This is a genomic window from uncultured Maricaulis sp. (genome assembly GCF_963975345.1).
In the GTDB taxonomy this organism is placed as follows: domain Bacteria; phylum Pseudomonadota; class Alphaproteobacteria; order Caulobacterales; family Maricaulaceae; genus Maricaulis.
Genome location: NZ_CAXBGE010000012.1, coordinates 90,543 through 106,693, shown reverse-complemented (window position 1 = coordinate 106,693; position 16,151 = coordinate 90,543). Strand labels below are relative to the sequence as shown.

Annotated in this window: 19 protein-coding genes; 3 read left to right on the top strand and 16 right to left on the bottom strand. The window is 63.0% G+C overall.

The features are described from left to right. Window positions 1-35 precede the first annotated feature (35 nt). Entirely contained in the window at window positions 36-854 is an 819-nt protein-coding gene (locus AAC029_RS13415; RefSeq protein WP_339748662.1) for a hypothetical protein, read from the bottom strand. Between the two features lie 64 nt (window positions 855-918). Between AAC029_RS13415 and AAC029_RS13410 the strand changes: the two genes are divergently transcribed. Genes AAC029_RS13410 through AAC029_RS13400 form a run of 3 tightly spaced genes read left to right on the top strand, consistent with a single transcriptional unit; the run spans window position 919 to window position 3,997 of the window. Further along, window positions 919-1,869 carry a glycosyltransferase family 9 protein gene (locus AAC029_RS13410; RefSeq protein WP_339748659.1) on the top strand — a complete coding sequence of 317 codons (951 nt, stop codon included), beginning with the start codon at window positions 919-921 and terminating at the stop codon, window positions 1,867-1,869. Window positions 1,870-1,873: 4 nt separating this feature from the next. After that, the gene (locus tag AAC029_RS13405) at window positions 1,874-3,211 is read left to right on the top strand and encodes a dihydroorotase (protein ID WP_339748657.1); all 1,338 of its coding nucleotides are present in this window, start codon (window positions 1,874-1,876) and stop codon (window positions 3,209-3,211) included. A gap of 24 nt (window positions 3,212-3,235) precedes the next feature. Then, on the top strand, window positions 3,236-3,997 hold the full coding sequence (locus AAC029_RS13400; RefSeq protein ID WP_339748655.1) for a hypothetical protein: 762 nt from the start codon (window positions 3,236-3,238) through the stop codon (window positions 3,995-3,997). Between the two features lie 12 nt (window positions 3,998-4,009). On the opposite strand, the gene AAC029_RS13395 is transcribed toward AAC029_RS13400, so the two are convergent. The 15 genes from AAC029_RS13395 to AAC029_RS13325 all read right to left on the bottom strand — a co-directional run bounded on the left by AAC029_RS13395 (window position 4,010) and on the right by AAC029_RS13325 (window position 16,061). Beyond that, window positions 4,010-4,237 carry a hypothetical protein gene (locus tag AAC029_RS13395; protein ID WP_339748653.1) on the bottom strand — a complete coding sequence of 76 codons (228 nt, stop codon included), beginning with the start codon at window positions 4,235-4,237 and terminating at the stop codon, window positions 4,010-4,012. Between the two features lies 1 nt (window position 4,238). Continuing rightward, window positions 4,239-5,417: an ABC transporter permease gene (locus AAC029_RS13390; RefSeq protein ID WP_339748650.1), complete on the bottom strand. Its 1,179-nt coding sequence runs from the start codon at window positions 5,415-5,417 to the stop codon at window positions 4,239-4,241. 11 nt (window positions 5,418-5,428) lie between these two features. After that, window positions 5,429-6,586 (bottom strand): ABC transporter permease, encoded by a 1,158-nt coding sequence (locus tag AAC029_RS13385; protein ID WP_339748647.1) that lies wholly within the window; start codon window positions 6,584-6,586, stop codon window positions 5,429-5,431. Next, on the bottom strand, window positions 6,583-7,275 hold the full coding sequence (locus tag AAC029_RS13380) for an ABC transporter ATP-binding protein (RefSeq protein WP_339748645.1): 693 nt from the start codon (window positions 7,273-7,275) through the stop codon (window positions 6,583-6,585). The genes AAC029_RS13385 and AAC029_RS13380 overlap by 4 nt, the downstream gene beginning before the upstream one ends. Window positions 7,276-7,359: 84 nt before the next feature. After that, on the bottom strand, window positions 7,360-8,373 hold the full coding sequence (locus tag AAC029_RS13375; RefSeq protein ID WP_339748642.1) for an efflux RND transporter periplasmic adaptor subunit: 1,014 nt from the start codon (window positions 8,371-8,373) through the stop codon (window positions 7,360-7,362). Between the two features lie 155 nt (window positions 8,374-8,528). Next, entirely contained in the window at window positions 8,529-9,062 is a 534-nt protein-coding gene (locus AAC029_RS13370) for a TIGR02301 family protein (RefSeq protein ID WP_339748640.1), read from the bottom strand. 11 nt (window positions 9,063-9,073) lie between these two features. Next, complete coding sequence (locus AAC029_RS13365; protein ID WP_339748637.1) at window positions 9,074-9,523, bottom strand: NUDIX hydrolase; 450 nt, start codon at window positions 9,521-9,523, stop codon at window positions 9,074-9,076. After that, window positions 9,516-9,872 carry a VOC family protein gene (locus tag AAC029_RS13360; protein WP_339748635.1) on the bottom strand — a complete coding sequence of 119 codons (357 nt, stop codon included), beginning with the start codon at window positions 9,870-9,872 and terminating at the stop codon, window positions 9,516-9,518. The genes AAC029_RS13365 and AAC029_RS13360 overlap by 8 nt, the downstream gene beginning before the upstream one ends. Further along, window positions 9,869-10,669, bottom strand: coding sequence for a 3-hydroxybutyrate dehydrogenase (locus tag AAC029_RS13355; protein ID WP_339748632.1), 801 nt, complete (start codon window positions 10,667-10,669; stop codon window positions 9,869-9,871). Before AAC029_RS13355 ends, AAC029_RS13360 begins: the two co-directional genes overlap by 4 nt. A gap of 339 nt (window positions 10,670-11,008) precedes the next feature. Continuing rightward, entirely contained in the window at window positions 11,009-11,809 is an 801-nt protein-coding gene (gene yaaA, locus AAC029_RS13350; RefSeq protein WP_339748630.1) for a peroxide stress protein YaaA, read from the bottom strand. Window positions 11,810-11,873: 64 nt separating this feature from the next. Then, entirely contained in the window at window positions 11,874-13,307 is a 1,434-nt protein-coding gene (locus AAC029_RS13345; protein ID WP_339748628.1) for an FAD-binding oxidoreductase, read from the bottom strand. Between the two features lie 13 nt (window positions 13,308-13,320). Further along, window positions 13,321-14,271 (bottom strand): L-threonylcarbamoyladenylate synthase, encoded by a 951-nt coding sequence (locus AAC029_RS13340; RefSeq protein ID WP_339748626.1) that lies wholly within the window; start codon window positions 14,269-14,271, stop codon window positions 13,321-13,323. A 38-nt stretch (window positions 14,272-14,309) separates the two neighbouring features. Next, window positions 14,310-14,873, bottom strand: a complete 564-nt coding sequence (locus AAC029_RS13335) for a YceI family protein (protein ID WP_339748624.1) — start codon at window positions 14,871-14,873, stop codon at window positions 14,310-14,312. 4 nt (window positions 14,874-14,877) lie between these two features. Further along, complete coding sequence (locus AAC029_RS13330) at window positions 14,878-15,459, bottom strand: cytochrome b (RefSeq protein ID WP_339748621.1); 582 nt, start codon at window positions 15,457-15,459, stop codon at window positions 14,878-14,880. Beyond that, complete coding sequence (locus AAC029_RS13325) at window positions 15,456-16,061, bottom strand: YceI family protein (RefSeq protein ID WP_339748617.1); 606 nt, start codon at window positions 16,059-16,061, stop codon at window positions 15,456-15,458. The genes AAC029_RS13330 and AAC029_RS13325 overlap by 4 nt, the downstream gene beginning before the upstream one ends. Window positions 16,062-16,151 lie beyond the last annotated feature (90 nt).

Genomic DNA, 16,151 nt, shown 5'->3' with positions numbered 1-16,151 from the left:
CGCCCAGGTCATCCAGCGCCAACGCTGCTAACAAATCACACTTTTCCCGCCGGGGCGTCGGGACGCAAATTTTCTGGGACGTCGATGCGGCAGGTCTGGCCGTCGGCTTGTGGGGCCTCGCTGGTGGCTTCGAGGCGGTCGAGGCGGATCAGGGCGATGGCGTCGTGGCCGTGCGATGAGGTGATCTCGCCAATCGTGCTGGTGCCGGCCAAAACGGGGGTGCCGCGCGCTGGGGCGTCGCCGGAAAAGCTCAAGGAAAGCGAGCGCTTGCGGATGGTGCCGCGGCGTTTCATGCGGGAGACGACCTCTTGGCCGATGAAACAGCCCTTCTTCCACCCAATACCGCCATAGACGTCGAGATTGACATCGGTCGGGAAGATTTCGGCCTCGCCGTAATCGCGCCCGAAGGCGGGAATTCCGTGCAGAATTTCAAGCACATCGATCGAGACGGTATCGCCCGCCTGCTCGCCGACACCGCGATGGACGGTGCCGCCGAACCGCGGGTCTTCCGCCGAGCCTTCAAACGGGTGTTCGCTCCACAAAGCTGCCAGATCGGTATTGATCACGATCTCGGCCTTGGCGCGCAGCTTGAACATCGACAGGCGTTTGGCGAGCGCTTCGGCGGGCGCGTTAGGTACGTCCAGCCATACTGTTTCCCCATCGGCGAACAACAGGAAGTCTACTGCCAGCTTGCCCTGCGGTGTCAGGAGTGCGCCGGGGCGACATTGACCGGGCTCGAGCGTTTCGACATCGGCGGTGATGACCCGTTGCAACAGCGCGCGCGCCTCGGGCCCGGAGACGGACAGGATGGTGCGGGCAGGGGCGGTGTGGATGCGGGGGGCTGAGGTTTCCATCCCCCTCCTATCGCATTGCCTTGATGACTGGCCAAGTGGGGTGATGCGGGGTATTTGCGCGAGCATGCATCATGTCCTTTTGATCACATCGACCCGGATCGGTGACGCCATCATCAATTCCGGCGTCCTGCGCTATCTCGTCGAAACCCGGCCGGAAGCGCGCTTCACGATTGCCTGTGGGCCCTTGGCGGCCCCGCTATTTGCCGCCGTGCCCCGGCTTGAGCGCGTGATCGTGATGAGCAAGAAGAAAGCCGGTGCCCACTGGTTTGATCTCTGGCGCCAGACGGTGGGGCAGAGCTGGGATCTGGTGGTTGATCTGCGCTGTTCGGCAACGGCCTGGGCGCTGTTGGCGAATGAGCGGCGGATTCTCAAACAGTCCAGCGCCCCGATCCACAAGGTCGCCGAGGCGGCGAGTGCGCTGGGGATCGCCACGGTTCCTGACCCGAAAATCTATCTCTCCGACGCCGCCGAGGCCAAGGCTGCCGAGCTCTTGCCCGATGGCGCGCCGGTGTTGGCGATCTGCCCGTCGGCCTCGATGCCGTACAAGGTCTGGCCGGGCGCGCGCTTTGGCGAGTTGGTCAAACGGATGACGGCGCCGGGCGGTGCGATGGCCGGGGCGCGGGTGGTGATTTTTGGCGGTCCGGGGGACGAGGCCGCAGCGGTGCCGATCCATGCGGCTCTGCCCGATGCCGGCTTGATTGATTTGACTGGCAAGCTTGGCCTGATGGATGTCGCCGCCTGTTTGCAGCGTGTGCGTCTCTTCATCGGCAATGATAGCGGGCTGATGCACATGGCCGCAGCGATGCAGACACCGACCTTGGGTCTGTTTGGCCCCTCCGATGAGCGCCGCTACGGGCCCTATGGGACGCATTGTGCCATTGTTCGCGGTCAAGCCGGATTTGACGAAATCGATGCGGCATTCGACGATCGCCGCCAGCACCCGGAAAGCCTGTTGCTCGATCTTGAGGTCGAAGGGGCGTATGAGGCAGCTGCAACGCTATTGCAAAGGACGTGACGAAATGACCCGGACTTTCGATCTCATTCTGCGTGGCGGCGAAGTCGTCAATCATGATGGCCGCCGCATCGCCGATGTTGGCGTTATCGGCGGCAAGACCAGCGAGATCGGTGATCTTTCTGGCGCCTCGGCGGGCGAGGAGGTCGATTGCACCGGTCTGATGGTTCTGCCCGGCGTGATCGATACCCATGTGCATTTCCGCGAGCCCGGTCTGGAATGGAAAGAGGATCTGCAGAGCGGATCGCTCGCCGCCGTGCTCGGCGGTGTGACGGCCGTGTTCGAAATGCCCAACACCGAACCGGCGACCACTTCGCCGGACATGGTGCGCGACAAGCTTAAGCGCGCGAAGGGCCGCATGCATTGCGATCACGCCTTTTACGCCGGTGCGACGTCAGAGAATGCCAAGGCGCTCGCCGAGATGGAACGGATGCCGGGCTGTTGCGGCGTCAAGGTCTTCATGGGTGCTTCGACCGGCTCCCTGCTGGTTGCCGATGATGAGGGCGTCGAGGGCGTGCTGCAGGCCATCGGCCGCCGGGCCGGCTTCCATTCTGAGGATGAGTATCGCCTGCAGGACCGCCGCCACCTCGCCGTGGCGGGCGATTGTACCAGCCACCCGATTGTCCGCGATGCGGAAGCAGCCCTGATGAGCACGAAACGCCTGGTGCGCCTGGCGCGCAAGACCGGCAAGCGCATCCATGTCCTGCACGTGACGACGGCCGAGGAGATGGAATTTCTCGCCGACCATCGCGATTATGTGTCCGTCGAGGCGACACCGCAGCACCTGACGCTTGAGGCGCCGGACGTCTATGAACGGATCGGTTCGCGCGGCCAGATGAACCCGCCAATCCGCGACGCCTATCACCGCGCCGGTCTCTGGCGCGGCCTGCAGCGCGGTATTGTCGATCTGCTTGGCTCCGACCACGCACCGCACACGCTGGAAGAAAAAGCCAAACCCTATCCGCAATGCCCGTCCGGCATGCCCAGCGTGCAAACAATGGTCCCGGTCATGCTCGACCACGTCAATGCCGGCCGGCTGACGATTGAGCGCTTTGTCGATCTGACCTCGGCTGGGGCGCAGCGCCTGTTCGGCATTGCCGGCAAGGGCCGCATGGCGGCGGGCTGGGATGCCGATTTCACCCTGGTCGACATGAAGGCCAGACGCGAAATCACCGACGCTTGGTCGGCCTCGAAATGCGGCTGGACACCCTTTGCCGGCCACATCGTTACCGGCTGGCCGGTCGGGACCATAATTCGTGGCCGCATCGTGATGCGCGATGGCGAGCTTGTGACCGGCGGCAGCGGCGAACCCGTCCGCTTCGAGGAATCCCTCGCCCGCGTTTGATCAATTTATCTGAAGGAAACCGGTGTGGAACGCCAAAGCTTCTATTTTTTCGATATCGACGAAAATATCCTGCATCTGCCAACGCGGATCCATTTGCTCAACACCATGACCGGCGAAGAGCGGGCCCTGCGCCAGCACGAGTATGAGGACATCAAGGCCTATCTCGGTGTGCCCGGACTGTGGGAGGACTGGGCCGATCCGCCGGCGCGCGCTTATCGTGAGTTTTCCGACGGCAAGGATCGCAATGGCGAGGAATATCTGCTGCGCGATGTCCGCCGCGCCCTCGACAGTGCCCATTGGAAAGGCCCGTCCTGGGATATTTTCAAATACGCTGTGCTCAAGCGCCGTCCGATTGCCGTCATCACGGCACGGCAACATTCGCGCGAGATCATCCGCCAGGGCCTGCGCCTGCTCGTCGATGCCGGGCATATCCCGGAAGAGCCCGATTATCTCGGCATCTATCCCGTCTCAAACCCGGAAATTCGCGATGAGCTCGGCGCCCATATGACGACAGCGGGCCTGAAGCGGCGGGCCATTCGCCATTGCGTCGAGGCGGGGCTGGACATGTATGGCCGAGATTTGCCGCATTCCTTCGGCATGTCGGATGATGATCTCAAGAATGTTGATCTGATCACGTCGGCGATGCTGGAGTGCAAGCTGGATTATCCCGACAAGCGCTTCTTCGTCATCTCCACCAATCGCCGCCGCCATGTGAAGATGGAAATCCTGCCGCCGCACAAGGCCGAGGAGAAATTGCGCGAGGCCGAGGACGATTATTACGGCTGACGATCTGTCGGCTCAATCCTCGATATCCTCAGTCAGCTCTTCCTTGGCGCGCGCCAGCCGAAAGGCATAATCGGCGCCGTCAATGACGGGCAGATGACCTTCCAGCCGATCGATCAGGGCGCTTGCTGCCAGTGCTTCGGCGTCATCATGCAGCCCGTCGCTATCGACCAGCCGGTTGAGGGCATCGAACAGGATGATGGCTTCGGCGGCACTCAGTTCGAGCTTCACCATGTCGCTCACTTTAGCTCCGGTGCACGGCGAGTAGCGGCACGGTCGCTGCACGGATCGCCGGGATCAGCCCGCCGAGGAAGCCAACGATCAGGGCGAGAACGATGCCGGTGATGATCGAGCCCGAGGTGACGGCGAAGGAGAACACCACCTGGGTGAAGCCGGATCCCAGCGTCGAGGCGCTGACACCATTGAACATCAGGTAGACAGCAACCGCACCGATCAACCCGCCGAGCGCGGCCAGGATCAGTGATTCCACCATCGTCCCGATGGCCGCGGCAAAGCCGGAAAAACCGATTGCCCGCAGGGTGGCAATTTCGCGCATCCGGGTATCGACCGAGGAATACATCGTGTTCCAAGCGCCGGCGAGGGCACCGATGGCCATCGCGATAGCCAGCGGCCAACCCAGATACATGATCAGATTGGAGGTGCCGCCCGCTTGGCCGGCGAAATAATCGACCTCGTTCTGGATATCCAGATTCAGCCGTGGTTCGTTTTCGGCATAGGCGGTGAGCTCTTCGATCGCTTCCGGGCTGGTCAGGCGGGCCCGGATTGATTGCACCGAGGTGCCGCGCTGATACAGATTCTGGATCACGGTCAGATCGGTCCAGATTTCACTGTCGAACACGGATCCGCCGGTTGAGAAGACCCCGACGACTACCCATTCATTGGAACCCAGTCGAACCGTTTGGCCGACATCGAAGCCGGAGAATTCACGGATAATGCCTTCGCCGACGATCAGCTCATTTGTGCCCGGCTCATAGGTCCGGCCTTCGACGATGGAAAAGCCCTGGCGCAGGGACTGGGCCTCGGGGCCAACGCCGCGCAGGGGCAGATTGGCTTCGGTCTGGGATGCACGCTTGAGGCCGTCTACGATGACATAAAGCTCACCCGAAACAATCGGCGTTCCGGCGGCATCGCGGGCAATGCCGGGCGCTTCCTCGATCAGGCGGACCTGATCCATGGAAAGGCCGGAATTGAGCTCGGTCTGCGAGCCGGTGCGCAACATCACGGCGACATCGGTGGCGCCAGTGCCTTGCAGCGTCTGCTTGAAGCCATTGGACATGGCGAGGAAGCCCAGCAACACCATCACCACCAGGGCGATGGAGAAGACCGTGGCACCCGAAAGCAGGGCCCGCTGCGGGATGGAGCGCAGATTGATCAGGGTGACGGCTGCGATTTGGTCGAACATCTGATCCGCTCCTAAAGCTTGCCGAGCGCGGTGACGATGGTCACGCGCTGGGCGTTGATGGCAGGCAGAATGCCGGTGATGAGGCCCAGCGCCAGCGCGACACCAGCGCCGACGATCAGCACGGTCGTCGGCATGGAGAGGCCAGGCAGGAAGCCGGCGACAGCTGCGGCGACACCGGTCACCGCCAGCGTTGCCAGACCGAGGCCAAGCAGGCCGCCGACCAGGCTGAGCAGGATGGATTCGATCAACACCATGCGGAAAATGCGCGGTGCCGGGAAGCCGAGCGTCTTCATGACGCCGATCTCCTTGGTCCGCTCATTGATCGCCATCACCATCGTGGTGCCGACAATCATCAAAATCGTCAGGAAGGCCGCGCCGACGACGAAGAGCAGGATCATGGCGATATTGCCCATCTGGGCGATGAAGGCTTCGTTGAAAGCCGCTTCGGTGCTGGTCTCGGTTTCGGCCGGTGAGTTGGCAAACAGCGCATCGATCTCGCGCGCGATCCGGTCATTCTGCGAGGCATCGACCGTGGTCAGCACCATCCAGCCGATATTGTCACGATTGAAGGCCAGCGCCTCATTGTAATAATCATACTGGAACATCGCGTAGTTAGCCGGAACCTTCTCGTCTTCCGCGTCGAAAATGGCGCAGATATTGAAGTCCCAACTCGATGTGCCGTCCTGTTTTTGCCAGATGTTGGAGAGCAGCGGGATGCGGTCACCAATGCTCCATCCATATTGGGTTGCCAAATCGTCACCGACCAGCAAGCAGTCGCGCGTATTGATGAAGGCGGCACGTTGGTCGTCCGGCATGGTCAGTTCGGGATAGACGGCGAGATAGGATTCCGGATCGACGGCGAATGTCTGGATGAAATTGGCCGGCTCCTGATAATAACCGCCGAACCAGCTGGCATGGGTCACCGCGGTGACGCCCTCGACAGCCTCAACCCGCGCCCAATAGGCGAAGGGCATGGAGACAGTGAAATTGATCCGGTTGACGGTCACCAGCCGGTTATCGGCCGCCGTCGAGGATCCCGAGGTCCAGACCGAATAGAAGGCTCCGAGCGCCCCGAAGATCAGGAAGGCAATCATGATCGAGAAGATCAGCAGGCCAGCCCGCATTTTTTTCCGGAATAGATTCTTCCGGATCAGGGTGAAGTCATTCATTGCGCCGACTCCAGGTTTTCGACGAAGCGGCCCTTGTCGAGATGCAGTTCGCGGCGGGCATATTTCGCCGCTGACGGGTCATGCGTGACCATGATGATGGTCTTGCCGAGATCCTTGTTGAGCAATTGCAGAGTCTGCAGGATTTCGTCGGCCGATTTGCGATCGAGATCGCCGGTCGGTTCGTCGCAGAGCAGGACTTTCGGGTCGGCAACGATGGCGCGGGCGATGGCGACGCGCTGTTGCTGGCCGCCGGACATCTGGCGCGGCGAATGCCGGGCCCGGTCTGACAGGCCGACAATGTCGAGCGCTGTGGCAACGCGTTCCTTGCGCGCCTTGCCCGACAGGCTGGTCAGCAAAAGCGGCAATTCGACATTCTGGGCCGCGTTCAGCGTTGGCATCAGATTATAGAATTGGAAAATGAAGCCGACATTGGCGGCGCGCCATTTGGCGAGCTTACCTTCGGACAGTTTGTCGACGCGCACGCCCTGGCATTCCACCGAACCCGATGTTGGCCGGTCGATGCCGCCGAGCAGGTTGAGCAAGGTCGTCTTGCCGGAACCCGACGGGCCCATGATGGCGATGAAATCACGCTCCTGGATCGACATCGTCAGATGTTCGAAAATCGTGATCGCTTCACGTCCACGCGTATAGCCTTTGGAGAGATCGGTCAGTTGGTACAGGTCACTCATCGACGGGTCCTCATTCGGGTCTCTTGGCCGCTATTGCGGACGATTGGTTTCATTCCGGCGTCGCGTCCATACGGACGGCTCGGCCTATTCTACAAATATCACTCGCGCGGCCATGTCCGGCAGGATGCGGTCGTCGCGTTCGTCGAAAGCGACGCGGACCTGGATGGTGGCGCGGCTGCGATCGGCGGTCGGAATGATGGCTTCTACATGGGCCGGGATGCGCCAGTCGGGATAGGCATCGAGGCGGGCTTCGACGCGCTGGCCGGGGACAACGCGGCCGATCTGGCCCTCATTGACATCGACTTCGATCTCCAGCGAATCCATGTCCACCAGTGTGGCGACGCCGGTACGGGTGAAGCCGCCGCCAGCCGAGGCCGGAGACAGGATTTCGCCGACCTGGGCATTCTTGGCGATCACGACGCCTGCGAAGGGCGCACGAACGATGTGACGTTCGATCAGGTCTTGCTGGCTGACCACCATCACGGCGGCGGCAGCCCGGTCGGAGCGCGCGGCGGCGAGTTGGGCGGTCAGGCTGTCGACCTGGGCGCGGGTGGCGCTGACATTGGCCTGGGGCCCGATATCGCGGGCAGCGAGCTCCTCGGCCCGGGTCGCCACCAGCCGCGCTTCGGCCAGCTGGGCGTCGAGCGAGCGGATGCGGGCGGTCGACGCATTGAGTTGGGATTGTAGCAGGTCGAGCTGGATGCGGGCGCGGGTGTCGTCGAGCGTCGCCAGAACCTGGCCGACTTCGACAACCGTGCCTTCTTCAACCAGCACGTCGCGGATACGGCCGGTAATCTCGGCCGAGACGGTCGCCTGACGGCGTGCCACGACATAGCCCGAAGCGACCAGGCCGGACGTGCGCGGTGCCGGGGCCGGCGCATCGGTTGCCGGCTGGGCCGTGGACGGTGAGCTGGTGGCGACAGGCTGCGTTGCCGCGGCCGGGGCCTGCGGGGTGACGAAAAACCACATCAGCGCGGCTGTCACCAGGGCGGTGACGACAAGCAGGCTGATGACGGTGACGAGCGAAACACCTGAGCGCGTCGGAGCTTCGTCGCGGTCAATGCTCAAGGATTGGAGTTGGGCACTGCGGTCGGTCATTCAATTCCCCCGGGTCGGCACGAATGCGAGACCCACCTATACATTGGCTGGTACGACAGAACACCCGGTATTGTGCGGGCTTTTGTCCCGCAAGGGTTGATTTCGCCAACGGCCACGCAGTCTGCGTCAATGACCGGGCGGGGTCGCAACGGTGCTCAGTCAAAATTGGCGGCGCGCATCATTTCCGACAGATCATGGCCGCGATGCGCCAGGGCGCGACGCTCGATATCCACCTCCTCGCCGCAGACCGGGCGGCGGCGTTGTTGTGAGCGATAACCGTCATTGAAGCTCTCGATCAACCGGTCACGCAGGCGCCCGGCCTCCGCAGCTTCCATCGCCAGCAATTCGATCATCCGCTGGCGCCAGGCCTGGGAGTCGAGGCCTTCGCAGGCCGAGGCGAGATAATGCAATTCGCCCAGCGTATAGGCGAGATAGGGCAAGGCGCGCTCGGTATCGCCGATATCGCGTTGGGTGCTCGGGCTTTGTGTGGTGTTGCTGGCGAGCCGGTCAATGCCGCGCTGGAGGTCTCGCTCATTGCGCTCGGCCTCGCGGGCACTGGCGCGCTCGGATGCCCGATCAGACGCACGTGGATTGCGGTCGCCCGGCTTTTGCGCATCAACAGCGCCGGCTGCAAACAGCAGGACAAAACAGGCAGCGAGGAGGGCGGGCAAGGTGCGCATCAGCGCCATATTGCCGCGATTTATGGCGTGGGCAAGGCAGCGATCATCGCGCGGGCGCGTCCGATCACATCGCGCGTCTTGTCCCAGTGCGTCAGGCGCAGGGCTTCGTCGAGCGGGAAGAAGGCGGCCTCGGTGACATCATCGGCTGCAACCGGCTCGCCTCCGGTCCAGATGGCGGCGAAATCGGCCAGCACATAATGCCAGTCGTCCGCCGCACCTGATGCGCCCGCTTCGCGTCCACCGATCGCATCGATGACATCGATCAGCCCGACAATACGCGCCGTGGTGCCGGTCTCTTCCATCAGTTCGCGCAGCGCCGCTTCACGTACCGTCTCGCCATATTCGACCTTGCCGCCGGGGATCGACCATTCGCCCGCATGGGGCGGCTTGCCACGCCGGATCAGAAGGACTTCGTCGCCGCGCCAGACCACGATGCCGGCACCGGGGATGGGCCGCCGGACATCAGGCATATTTGCCATGCTCCGAATAGATGGCGAGCTGATTGCCGCTCGGATCGGTGAAATGGAAGCGGCGGCCACCTGGGAAATCCAGCCGTTCGATGATCGCACCCCCGGCCGCTTCGACACGGCGTTCGGCGTCAATGATGTCCTCGGCGCGCAGCAGGATCAGGGCGCCGGTCGGGAAGGGCTTGTCCTCCAGCCGCAGCCCGCCATCAATGCCGGCGTTTTCGAAGGCGGCATAGGTCGGGCCGTAATCGAGGAAGGTCCAGCCGAAGGCCTTGGCGTAGAAGGCTTTCGCCGCTTCCATGTCGGTGACGGGCAGCTCGTTATAATCAATCTTGAGAACGGTGTCGGTCACTTCGCGGTCCAGCCCCCATCAATCGTGATCGCGGTCCCGTTGGCGTTGGCGCCCGCATCGGAGACCAGATAGAGCAGCGCGCCGGCGAGTTGTTCAAAGGTGACGAATTGCTTGGTCGGCTGTGCCGCCAGCATCACATCGCGCACCACTTCCTCCTCGGTGATGCCGCGCGCCTTGGCGGTATCGGCGATCTGGTTTTCCACCAATGGAGTTTTGACATAGCCGGGACAGATTGCATTGCAGGTGATGTCATCCTCGGCGATCTCCAGCGCCAGCGTCTTGGTGAAACCGATCACGCCGTGCTTGGCCGCGACATAGGCCGATTTGAACGGTGAGGCGACGAGCCCGTGGACCGAGGCGAGATTGACGATGCGCCCGCGCCCTTGGCGTTTCATGATCGGAATGGCCGCGCGCGCCGCATGAAAAACGGCAGTCAGATTGACCGCGATGATCGCATCCCATTTCGGCACCGGGAAATCCTCGACAGGGGAGACATGCTGGATGCCGGCATTGGAGAGCAATATGTCCAACCGCCCGAATTCACGCTCCGCATAGGCCACCATGGCGGCGATCTCGTCAGGCACAAGCATATTGGCGCCATGATAGCGCACCTCGACGCCATGATCCGCCGCGATCTTCGCGCGCAGGGCCCCGATCTCGTCCGCATCGCCCAGCCCATTGAGCACGATATTCGCGCCATTGGAGGCAAGCGCCTCGGCCATCGCCTGGCCAATTCCGCTGGTCGAGCCGGTAATGAGGGCTACCTGGCCAGCAAGGTCGGTACGGATTGCAGACATGACTCACCTATCAGTTTGTGCAGGTGCGAAGAGACTGGATTGGTGGGGGCGGGTCAAGGTGTCGTATGCGCGTGTTTTTGTATCATACACGTATAGAGAGCAATTGTGCTAGAATGAAAACGCCGGCCACGTTGGGGCCGGCGCAATCCAAGGAGGGAGCAATGTTTCGGTTTCCGAAATGCTGCCTCGTCCTTTGGGTGAGGAGAAAGCGGATCGGCGGCTGGACGCTGTTGATCCGGTTCTCCATCGCCTAAGGGCGGCCAATGGAGGCGGTCGCACCCGTCTCCAGCGGCCCTTGGACCATATCACAGCTCTGGCGTGCGGGGAAGAAGTTCGCCGTCAGGCCTCCGCCTTCGCTTTGGCACCCGGTGCGGCCGGCTGTGGCCGCGTGAACAGCAGATCGCCTTCGCTCGATCCCGCCGCGTCAAACGCATAGCCACCGGCATCGAACTTCACCAGATCGGCCGGATCGCTGATCCGGTTCTCGATTGCCCAGCGCGCCATCATGCCGCGGGCCTTCTTGGCGAACACCATCAGCATGCGCGCTTCGCCGTCTTTTTCTTCCTTGAAGCTGGCGGTGATGACGCGCGCTTTCAGCGCTGTGCGGTCGACGGATTTGAAATACTCGTTGGAGGCCAGGTTCAGCACCACCGGATCCTTGTCATCAGCCTGGAGTTCATTGAGATGCTGCGCGATCTTGTCGCCCCAGAAATCATACAGGCTCTCGCCGCGCCGCGTGTGCAGCTTGCGGCCCATTTCGAGGCGATAAGGATGGATCCCATCGAGCGGACGCAGGGCGCCATACAGGCCCGATAGAATGCGCACATGGTCCTGCGCCCAAGCGAGATCATCATCGCTCAGCGTGCCGGCTTCAAGCCCGCGATAGACCTCGCCGGCGAATGCCAAGGCAGCCTGCTTGCTGCCGGGCTGATCGGCGTCAAAGGCCCGGAACCGCTCACGATTGAGCTTGGCCAGATCGGAACTGATCTTCATCAGCGATTTGATCTTCGACGTCGAAAGCCCGCGCGTCGTCTTCGACAGCGTTCGCGTCTCGTCGAGCAGCGCGGGCGTCGTTGCGGGCAGCTCACGATCGATGTCGTCGAAATTCATGTTCTTGGCGGGCGAAAGCAGAATCAGCATGGGTGGTCTCCTTGGGGGGAGAGATAGGCAAAGGATCGCTGCGGGGGAAGGGGCAGGGTGTTGGCTAGCCCAGCAAAACCCGTGGGTTCATGATCCCCTTGGGGTCCAGCGCCTGTTTGATGGCGCGCATCACGGCGACATCGACCGGTTTGCGGGCCGCCAATTCTTCGCGTTTCAAAATGCCGATCCCGTGTTCGGCCGAGATTGAGCCGCCGAATTCATCGACAGTGTCATAGACGCAGGTCGAGATGGCGTCGGACTTGGCCATCATCGCCTGTTGCGTTGCGGCGTCGGGGCCGACGAGATTGTAATGCACATTGCCGTCGCCGACATGGCCGAAGGCGACGACGATGCCGTCGGGGAAGATGGTTTTGAGCCGGGCTGAAGCGAGCTCGATGAAGGCGGCCATTTTGGAGACCGGGATCGAGATGTCGTGCTTGATCGCTGTGCCCTGCTCGCGTTCGGCCAGCGCGATGCTTTCGCGCAAACGCCAGAAATCGAGCGCCTGGCTCTCATTTTCGGCGATCACGGCGTCCTGGACCAGCTCGGCCTCGAAGGCTTGGCCCAGGGCATCCTCAAGCGTTTCGCGCGCGCCATTGAGGCGGCCAAAGCTCATCTCGCAGACCACATACCAGGCGTGCGAGGTATCGAGCGGATCGCGCGTGCCCGGCACAAAGGCGCAGACGAATTCCAGCGCCAGTCGCGGCATGATCTCGAAGGCGGTCACGGCACCGCCGGAAACTTTCTTGGCGAGGGAAAGGAAGGAGACTGCATCCTCAACCGATTTCAGGCCGCAAAACGCCAGCTCCATCTTGGCCGGGCGCGGGAAGAGTTTCAGGGTTGCAGCCGTGATGATGCCGAGCGTGCCTTCGGCCCCGATCAACAGCTGTTTGAGATCATAGCCGGTATTGTCCTTGCGCAGACCCGTCAGGCCCGACCAGATCGTGCCGTCGGGCAGCACGGCTTCCAGCCCGAGCACCAGCTCGCGCGTCATGCCGTAGCGCAGGACGTGCACGCCGCCGGCATTGGTTGAGATTAGTCCGCCAATCATCGCCGAGCCCTGTGAGCCCAGGCTCAGAGGGAAAAGCCGACCGGCCTCGGCGGCGGTGGTTTGCAGGCTTTCCAGGATGCAGCCGGCCTCGACCGTCATCGAGTCATTGTCGGGGTCGATCTCGCGCACGGCGTTCATGCGCTTGAGCGTGATCAGCACTTCACCCTGCGGTGTCGAAGCGCCGCACAGGCTGGTATTGCCGCCCTGAGGGGTGATGGCGATGCCAGCGTCGTGGCAGATCTTCACCGCAGCCGCGACTTCGGCGGTATTGGCGGGCTTGAGCAGGATTGGCGTCTGGCCTTGAAAGCGACCGCGCCAATCGGTGATGTGGGGCTGCAATTCATGCGCGTCCTGGCTCCAGCCCTTGGCGCCAAGCGCGGCTCTGAGACGCGCGATCACATCGCCGGGCAGGGCTTGCGGGGCGGGCAGAGTCTGGGTCTCGGTCATGAAACTGGCCTCGTTATGGACCTGTCCTCGGCGCGGCGGCGCGTTGCAGGCGGTCATTGATCGCTTCGCCCAAACCTTCGTCGGGAATGGGCGCAACGGCAATATGTTTCGGGCCGCGCGCGTCCATTTCACGCAGGGCTGAGAACAGGCGGGCGGCGGCTTCGGTCAGATCGCCGTTGGGCGAGAGGTTGAGATCACCATCGATGGCGCCGAAACCAAGCAGGACTTCGCCGGCCTCGGCGTGGGTCGCATCGAGCCGGATCGGCGCTCGCGGCGCGTAATGGCTGGCCAGCATGCCGGGACTGGCCGGCGCATCGCCCTGACCAGCGCTGGCGAGCGGCCCGGTGATGGCCTCGATCCGGGAACGCTCCAATCCGCCGGGACGCAGCAGGGTGGCGCGGCCGTCGAGAATGGCGATGACGGTTGATTCCAGCCCAACGGTGCAGGCACCGCCATCGAGGATCAGGTCGAGCCTGTCGCCCAGCCCGTCGCTAACATGGCGCGCCGTGGTCGGGCTGACGCTGCCGGATGGGTTGGCGCTTGGCGCCACCAGCGGGCCGCCGAACGCCGTCAGCAGCGCTTGTGCGCCGGGATGACCGGGCGCGCGGATCGCAACGCTCATCAGCCCGGCATTGGCGAGATCGCAGATCGGAGCTTCTGCGAGCTTGGGCAGGACCAGGGTCAGCGGGCCGGGCCAGAAGGCTGCTGCCAGCTCGCCGGCCAGATCGGGCCAAGCCACCAACGTCTGCGCCATCGCGGCACCGGTGACATGCGCGATCAGTGGATTGAAGCGTGGCCGGCCCTTGGCGGCATAAAGCCGGGCGACGGCTGCGGCATTGCTGGCATCGGCGGCGAGGCCGTAGACGGTCTCGGTCGGCATCGCGACCAGACCACCCTCGCGCAAGAAGGTGGCGGCGCGGGCAATCGCGTGAGGGCTGTCGGCGGGCTGGATGGGTGCGGTCATGGCGCAGAGCTAGCGTCAGGAGGTATGACGAGGCAAGCCTACATCGCCGCATCGGCCTCGATATGCAGCACCAGTGTGACCTCGGCGGCGATCGTGCCCCAGCTGCGGGCACCGATGCCGTAATCGGCGCGGGCAATCACCAGGCGGGCATCGGCGATGGCGTGACCGTCTGTGATGGCGAGGGTGAAGGGCAGAGTGACCGGCTGCGGCGTGCCGCGGATCGTCATTACGCCGACGGCCTCATAGCCATCCGCAGTCGCCCGCACGTCGCTGGATTGAAACTCGGCCAGTGGATGGCCAGCGCTCTGCAGCCCGTCCTCGCCGGTGATGCTGTCGTCGATCTCGCTGCCGGCATCGGTGTGCGCGGTCGCGGTTTCGACCCGGGCCGAGATCGTGGCTGTGTCGAGGGCGTCGGGATCGAGCGAGATGTTCGCGCTCCAGCTGACAAATTGGCCCGAGAGCGGGCCGTCATAGCCCATCGTCTCAAAGCGGAGCGAGCTGGCGGCGCTATCGACCGTCCAGTCCTGGGCCATCGCCATAGCCGGCCATACGCCCAAGGCCAGCACGGCTCCGGCGGCAAACGCACGCAACACACAACGCATCAAATCAGCCTTTCATGAAGGGCAGCATGCGACGCATCAGCCCGTCCTTGTCGAGGTATTGATGCTTGATCGCTGCGGCGAAATGAAGGCCGGCGAGGATCAGGATCGCCCAGCCGCCCTTGCCGTGGATCTCGCCAACCAGCTCGTGGAAATCGTGGTCCTGCGACACTGGAAGGCGCGGCAGAATGAGATCGGGATTGTTGAACATCATCGAGGGGGCCTGGCTTGTCGACGCTGCGACCCAGCCCAGCAAAGGCATACCAACCATCAGCACGTAAAAGGCAATATGGGTCAGGCTGGCCACCAGCTTTTCCCAACCGGCCATGCCGACCGGCATTGCTGGCGGCGTGTGCGCGAAACGCCAGCCGAGCCGGGCAAAGCTGAGTAACAGGACCAGCATGCCGACAGTCTTGTGGGCATTCACCGCGAATTGAACGTCTGCCAGCGTCACGCCATCTGTCTGGGCCCGCAAGGCTTGGCGCAGATCGTCCATATGCCATGCGTAAAACACCATGCCGATCAGAAGGATTGCGAGGGTCCAGTGAAGAATGATGGCGACGGACGTATAATTCTTGCTCTCAGTCATGAATGGGCTCCCAGCCGCAGAAATTCGGCTTCAATGTGAATGCGTATCTCCTGGCCGACAATCGAGGCCGGAAGGCTGCCGACGGCGAAATCAGAGCGGTCGATCACCATATCGCCCGCGAATCCGACCGTGTCGTCGCCAGCCAGCATGTTGAAGCTTCCGCCATAAAACTCAATCGTCATGACCGCGCCTACAGACCGGCCATTCATCACAAGCTGGCCGGTGGCGCGGCCGTGCGTCGCGTCCACAACCTCGATCCGCTCGCTGGTGAAGACAATTTGCGGGTTTTGCGCCGCGTGCAGCCAACCATTCGCGAGTGTGCGGTCGAGATCGGGATGGCCCGAGGAAAGCGAGGCGGCATCGATGATCGCTGTCAGCTGTGCGGCCTCCGGGTGGGCCGGGTCGAAATCGAGGCTGGCGGAGAGCGTGTCGAACCGTCCCGTGTACCAGGACAGGCCGAGATGGCGCACGCGCCAGACCACGCTGGCATGTTCGGTATCGAGCGTCCAGCTGCCAGCGGGCAGGCGCTGGGGATCGGTGCTCGGCGTGGCACAGGCGGTCAGTGCGAGCAGGGCCAGAACGAGGATGGGGCGGGTCAGCATCGCGGCGATGATAGTGATTGATTCTCGCCTGAAAAGCGGCTTCTGCCCGATGGAGAGAAAAACACTGTTTCCGGGCTCGCATGTTTGGCC

Coding starts and splice junctions, on each gene's coding strand:
- AAC029_RS13415 (WP_339748662.1), bottom strand. CDS start 854: ATGGAAACCTCAGCCCCCCGCATCCACACCGCCCCTGCCCGCACCATC.
- AAC029_RS13410 (WP_339748659.1), top strand. CDS start 919: ATGCATCATGTCCTTTTGATCACATCGACCCGGATCGGTGACGCCATC.
- AAC029_RS13405 (WP_339748657.1), top strand. CDS start 1,874: ATGACCCGGACTTTCGATCTCATTCTGCGTGGCGGCGAAGTCGTCAAT.
- AAC029_RS13390 (WP_339748650.1), bottom strand. CDS start 5,417: ATGTTCGACCAAATCGCAGCCGTCACCCTGATCAATCTGCGCTCCATC.
- AAC029_RS13385 (WP_339748647.1), bottom strand. CDS start 6,586: ATGAATGACTTCACCCTGATCCGGAAGAATCTATTCCGGAAAAAAATG.
- AAC029_RS13380 (WP_339748645.1), bottom strand. CDS start 7,275: ATGAGTGACCTGTACCAACTGACCGATCTCTCCAAAGGCTATACGCGT.
- AAC029_RS13375 (WP_339748642.1), bottom strand. CDS start 8,373: ATGACCGACCGCAGTGCCCAACTCCAATCCTTGAGCATTGACCGCGAC.
- AAC029_RS13370 (WP_339748640.1), bottom strand. CDS start 9,062: ATGGCGCTGATGCGCACCTTGCCCGCCCTCCTCGCTGCCTGTTTTGTC.
- AAC029_RS13365 (WP_339748637.1), bottom strand. CDS start 9,523: ATGCCTGATGTCCGGCGGCCCATCCCCGGTGCCGGCATCGTGGTCTGG.
- AAC029_RS13355 (WP_339748632.1), bottom strand. CDS start 10,669: ATGTCTGCAATCCGTACCGACCTTGCTGGCCAGGTAGCCCTCATTACC.
- yaaA (WP_339748630.1), bottom strand. CDS start 11,809: ATGCTGATTCTGCTTTCGCCCGCCAAGAACATGAATTTCGACGACATC.
- AAC029_RS13345 (WP_339748628.1), bottom strand. CDS start 13,307: ATGACCGAGACCCAGACTCTGCCCGCCCCGCAAGCCCTGCCCGGCGAT.
- AAC029_RS13340 (WP_339748626.1), bottom strand. CDS start 14,271: ATGACCGCACCCATCCAGCCCGCCGACAGCCCTCACGCGATTGCCCGC.
- AAC029_RS13335 (WP_339748624.1), bottom strand. CDS start 14,873: ATGCGTTGTGTGTTGCGTGCGTTTGCCGCCGGAGCCGTGCTGGCCTTG.
- AAC029_RS13330 (WP_339748621.1), bottom strand. CDS start 15,459: ATGACTGAGAGCAAGAATTATACGTCCGTCGCCATCATTCTTCACTGG.
- AAC029_RS13325 (WP_339748617.1), bottom strand. CDS start 16,061: ATGCTGACCCGCCCCATCCTCGTTCTGGCCCTGCTCGCACTGACCGCC.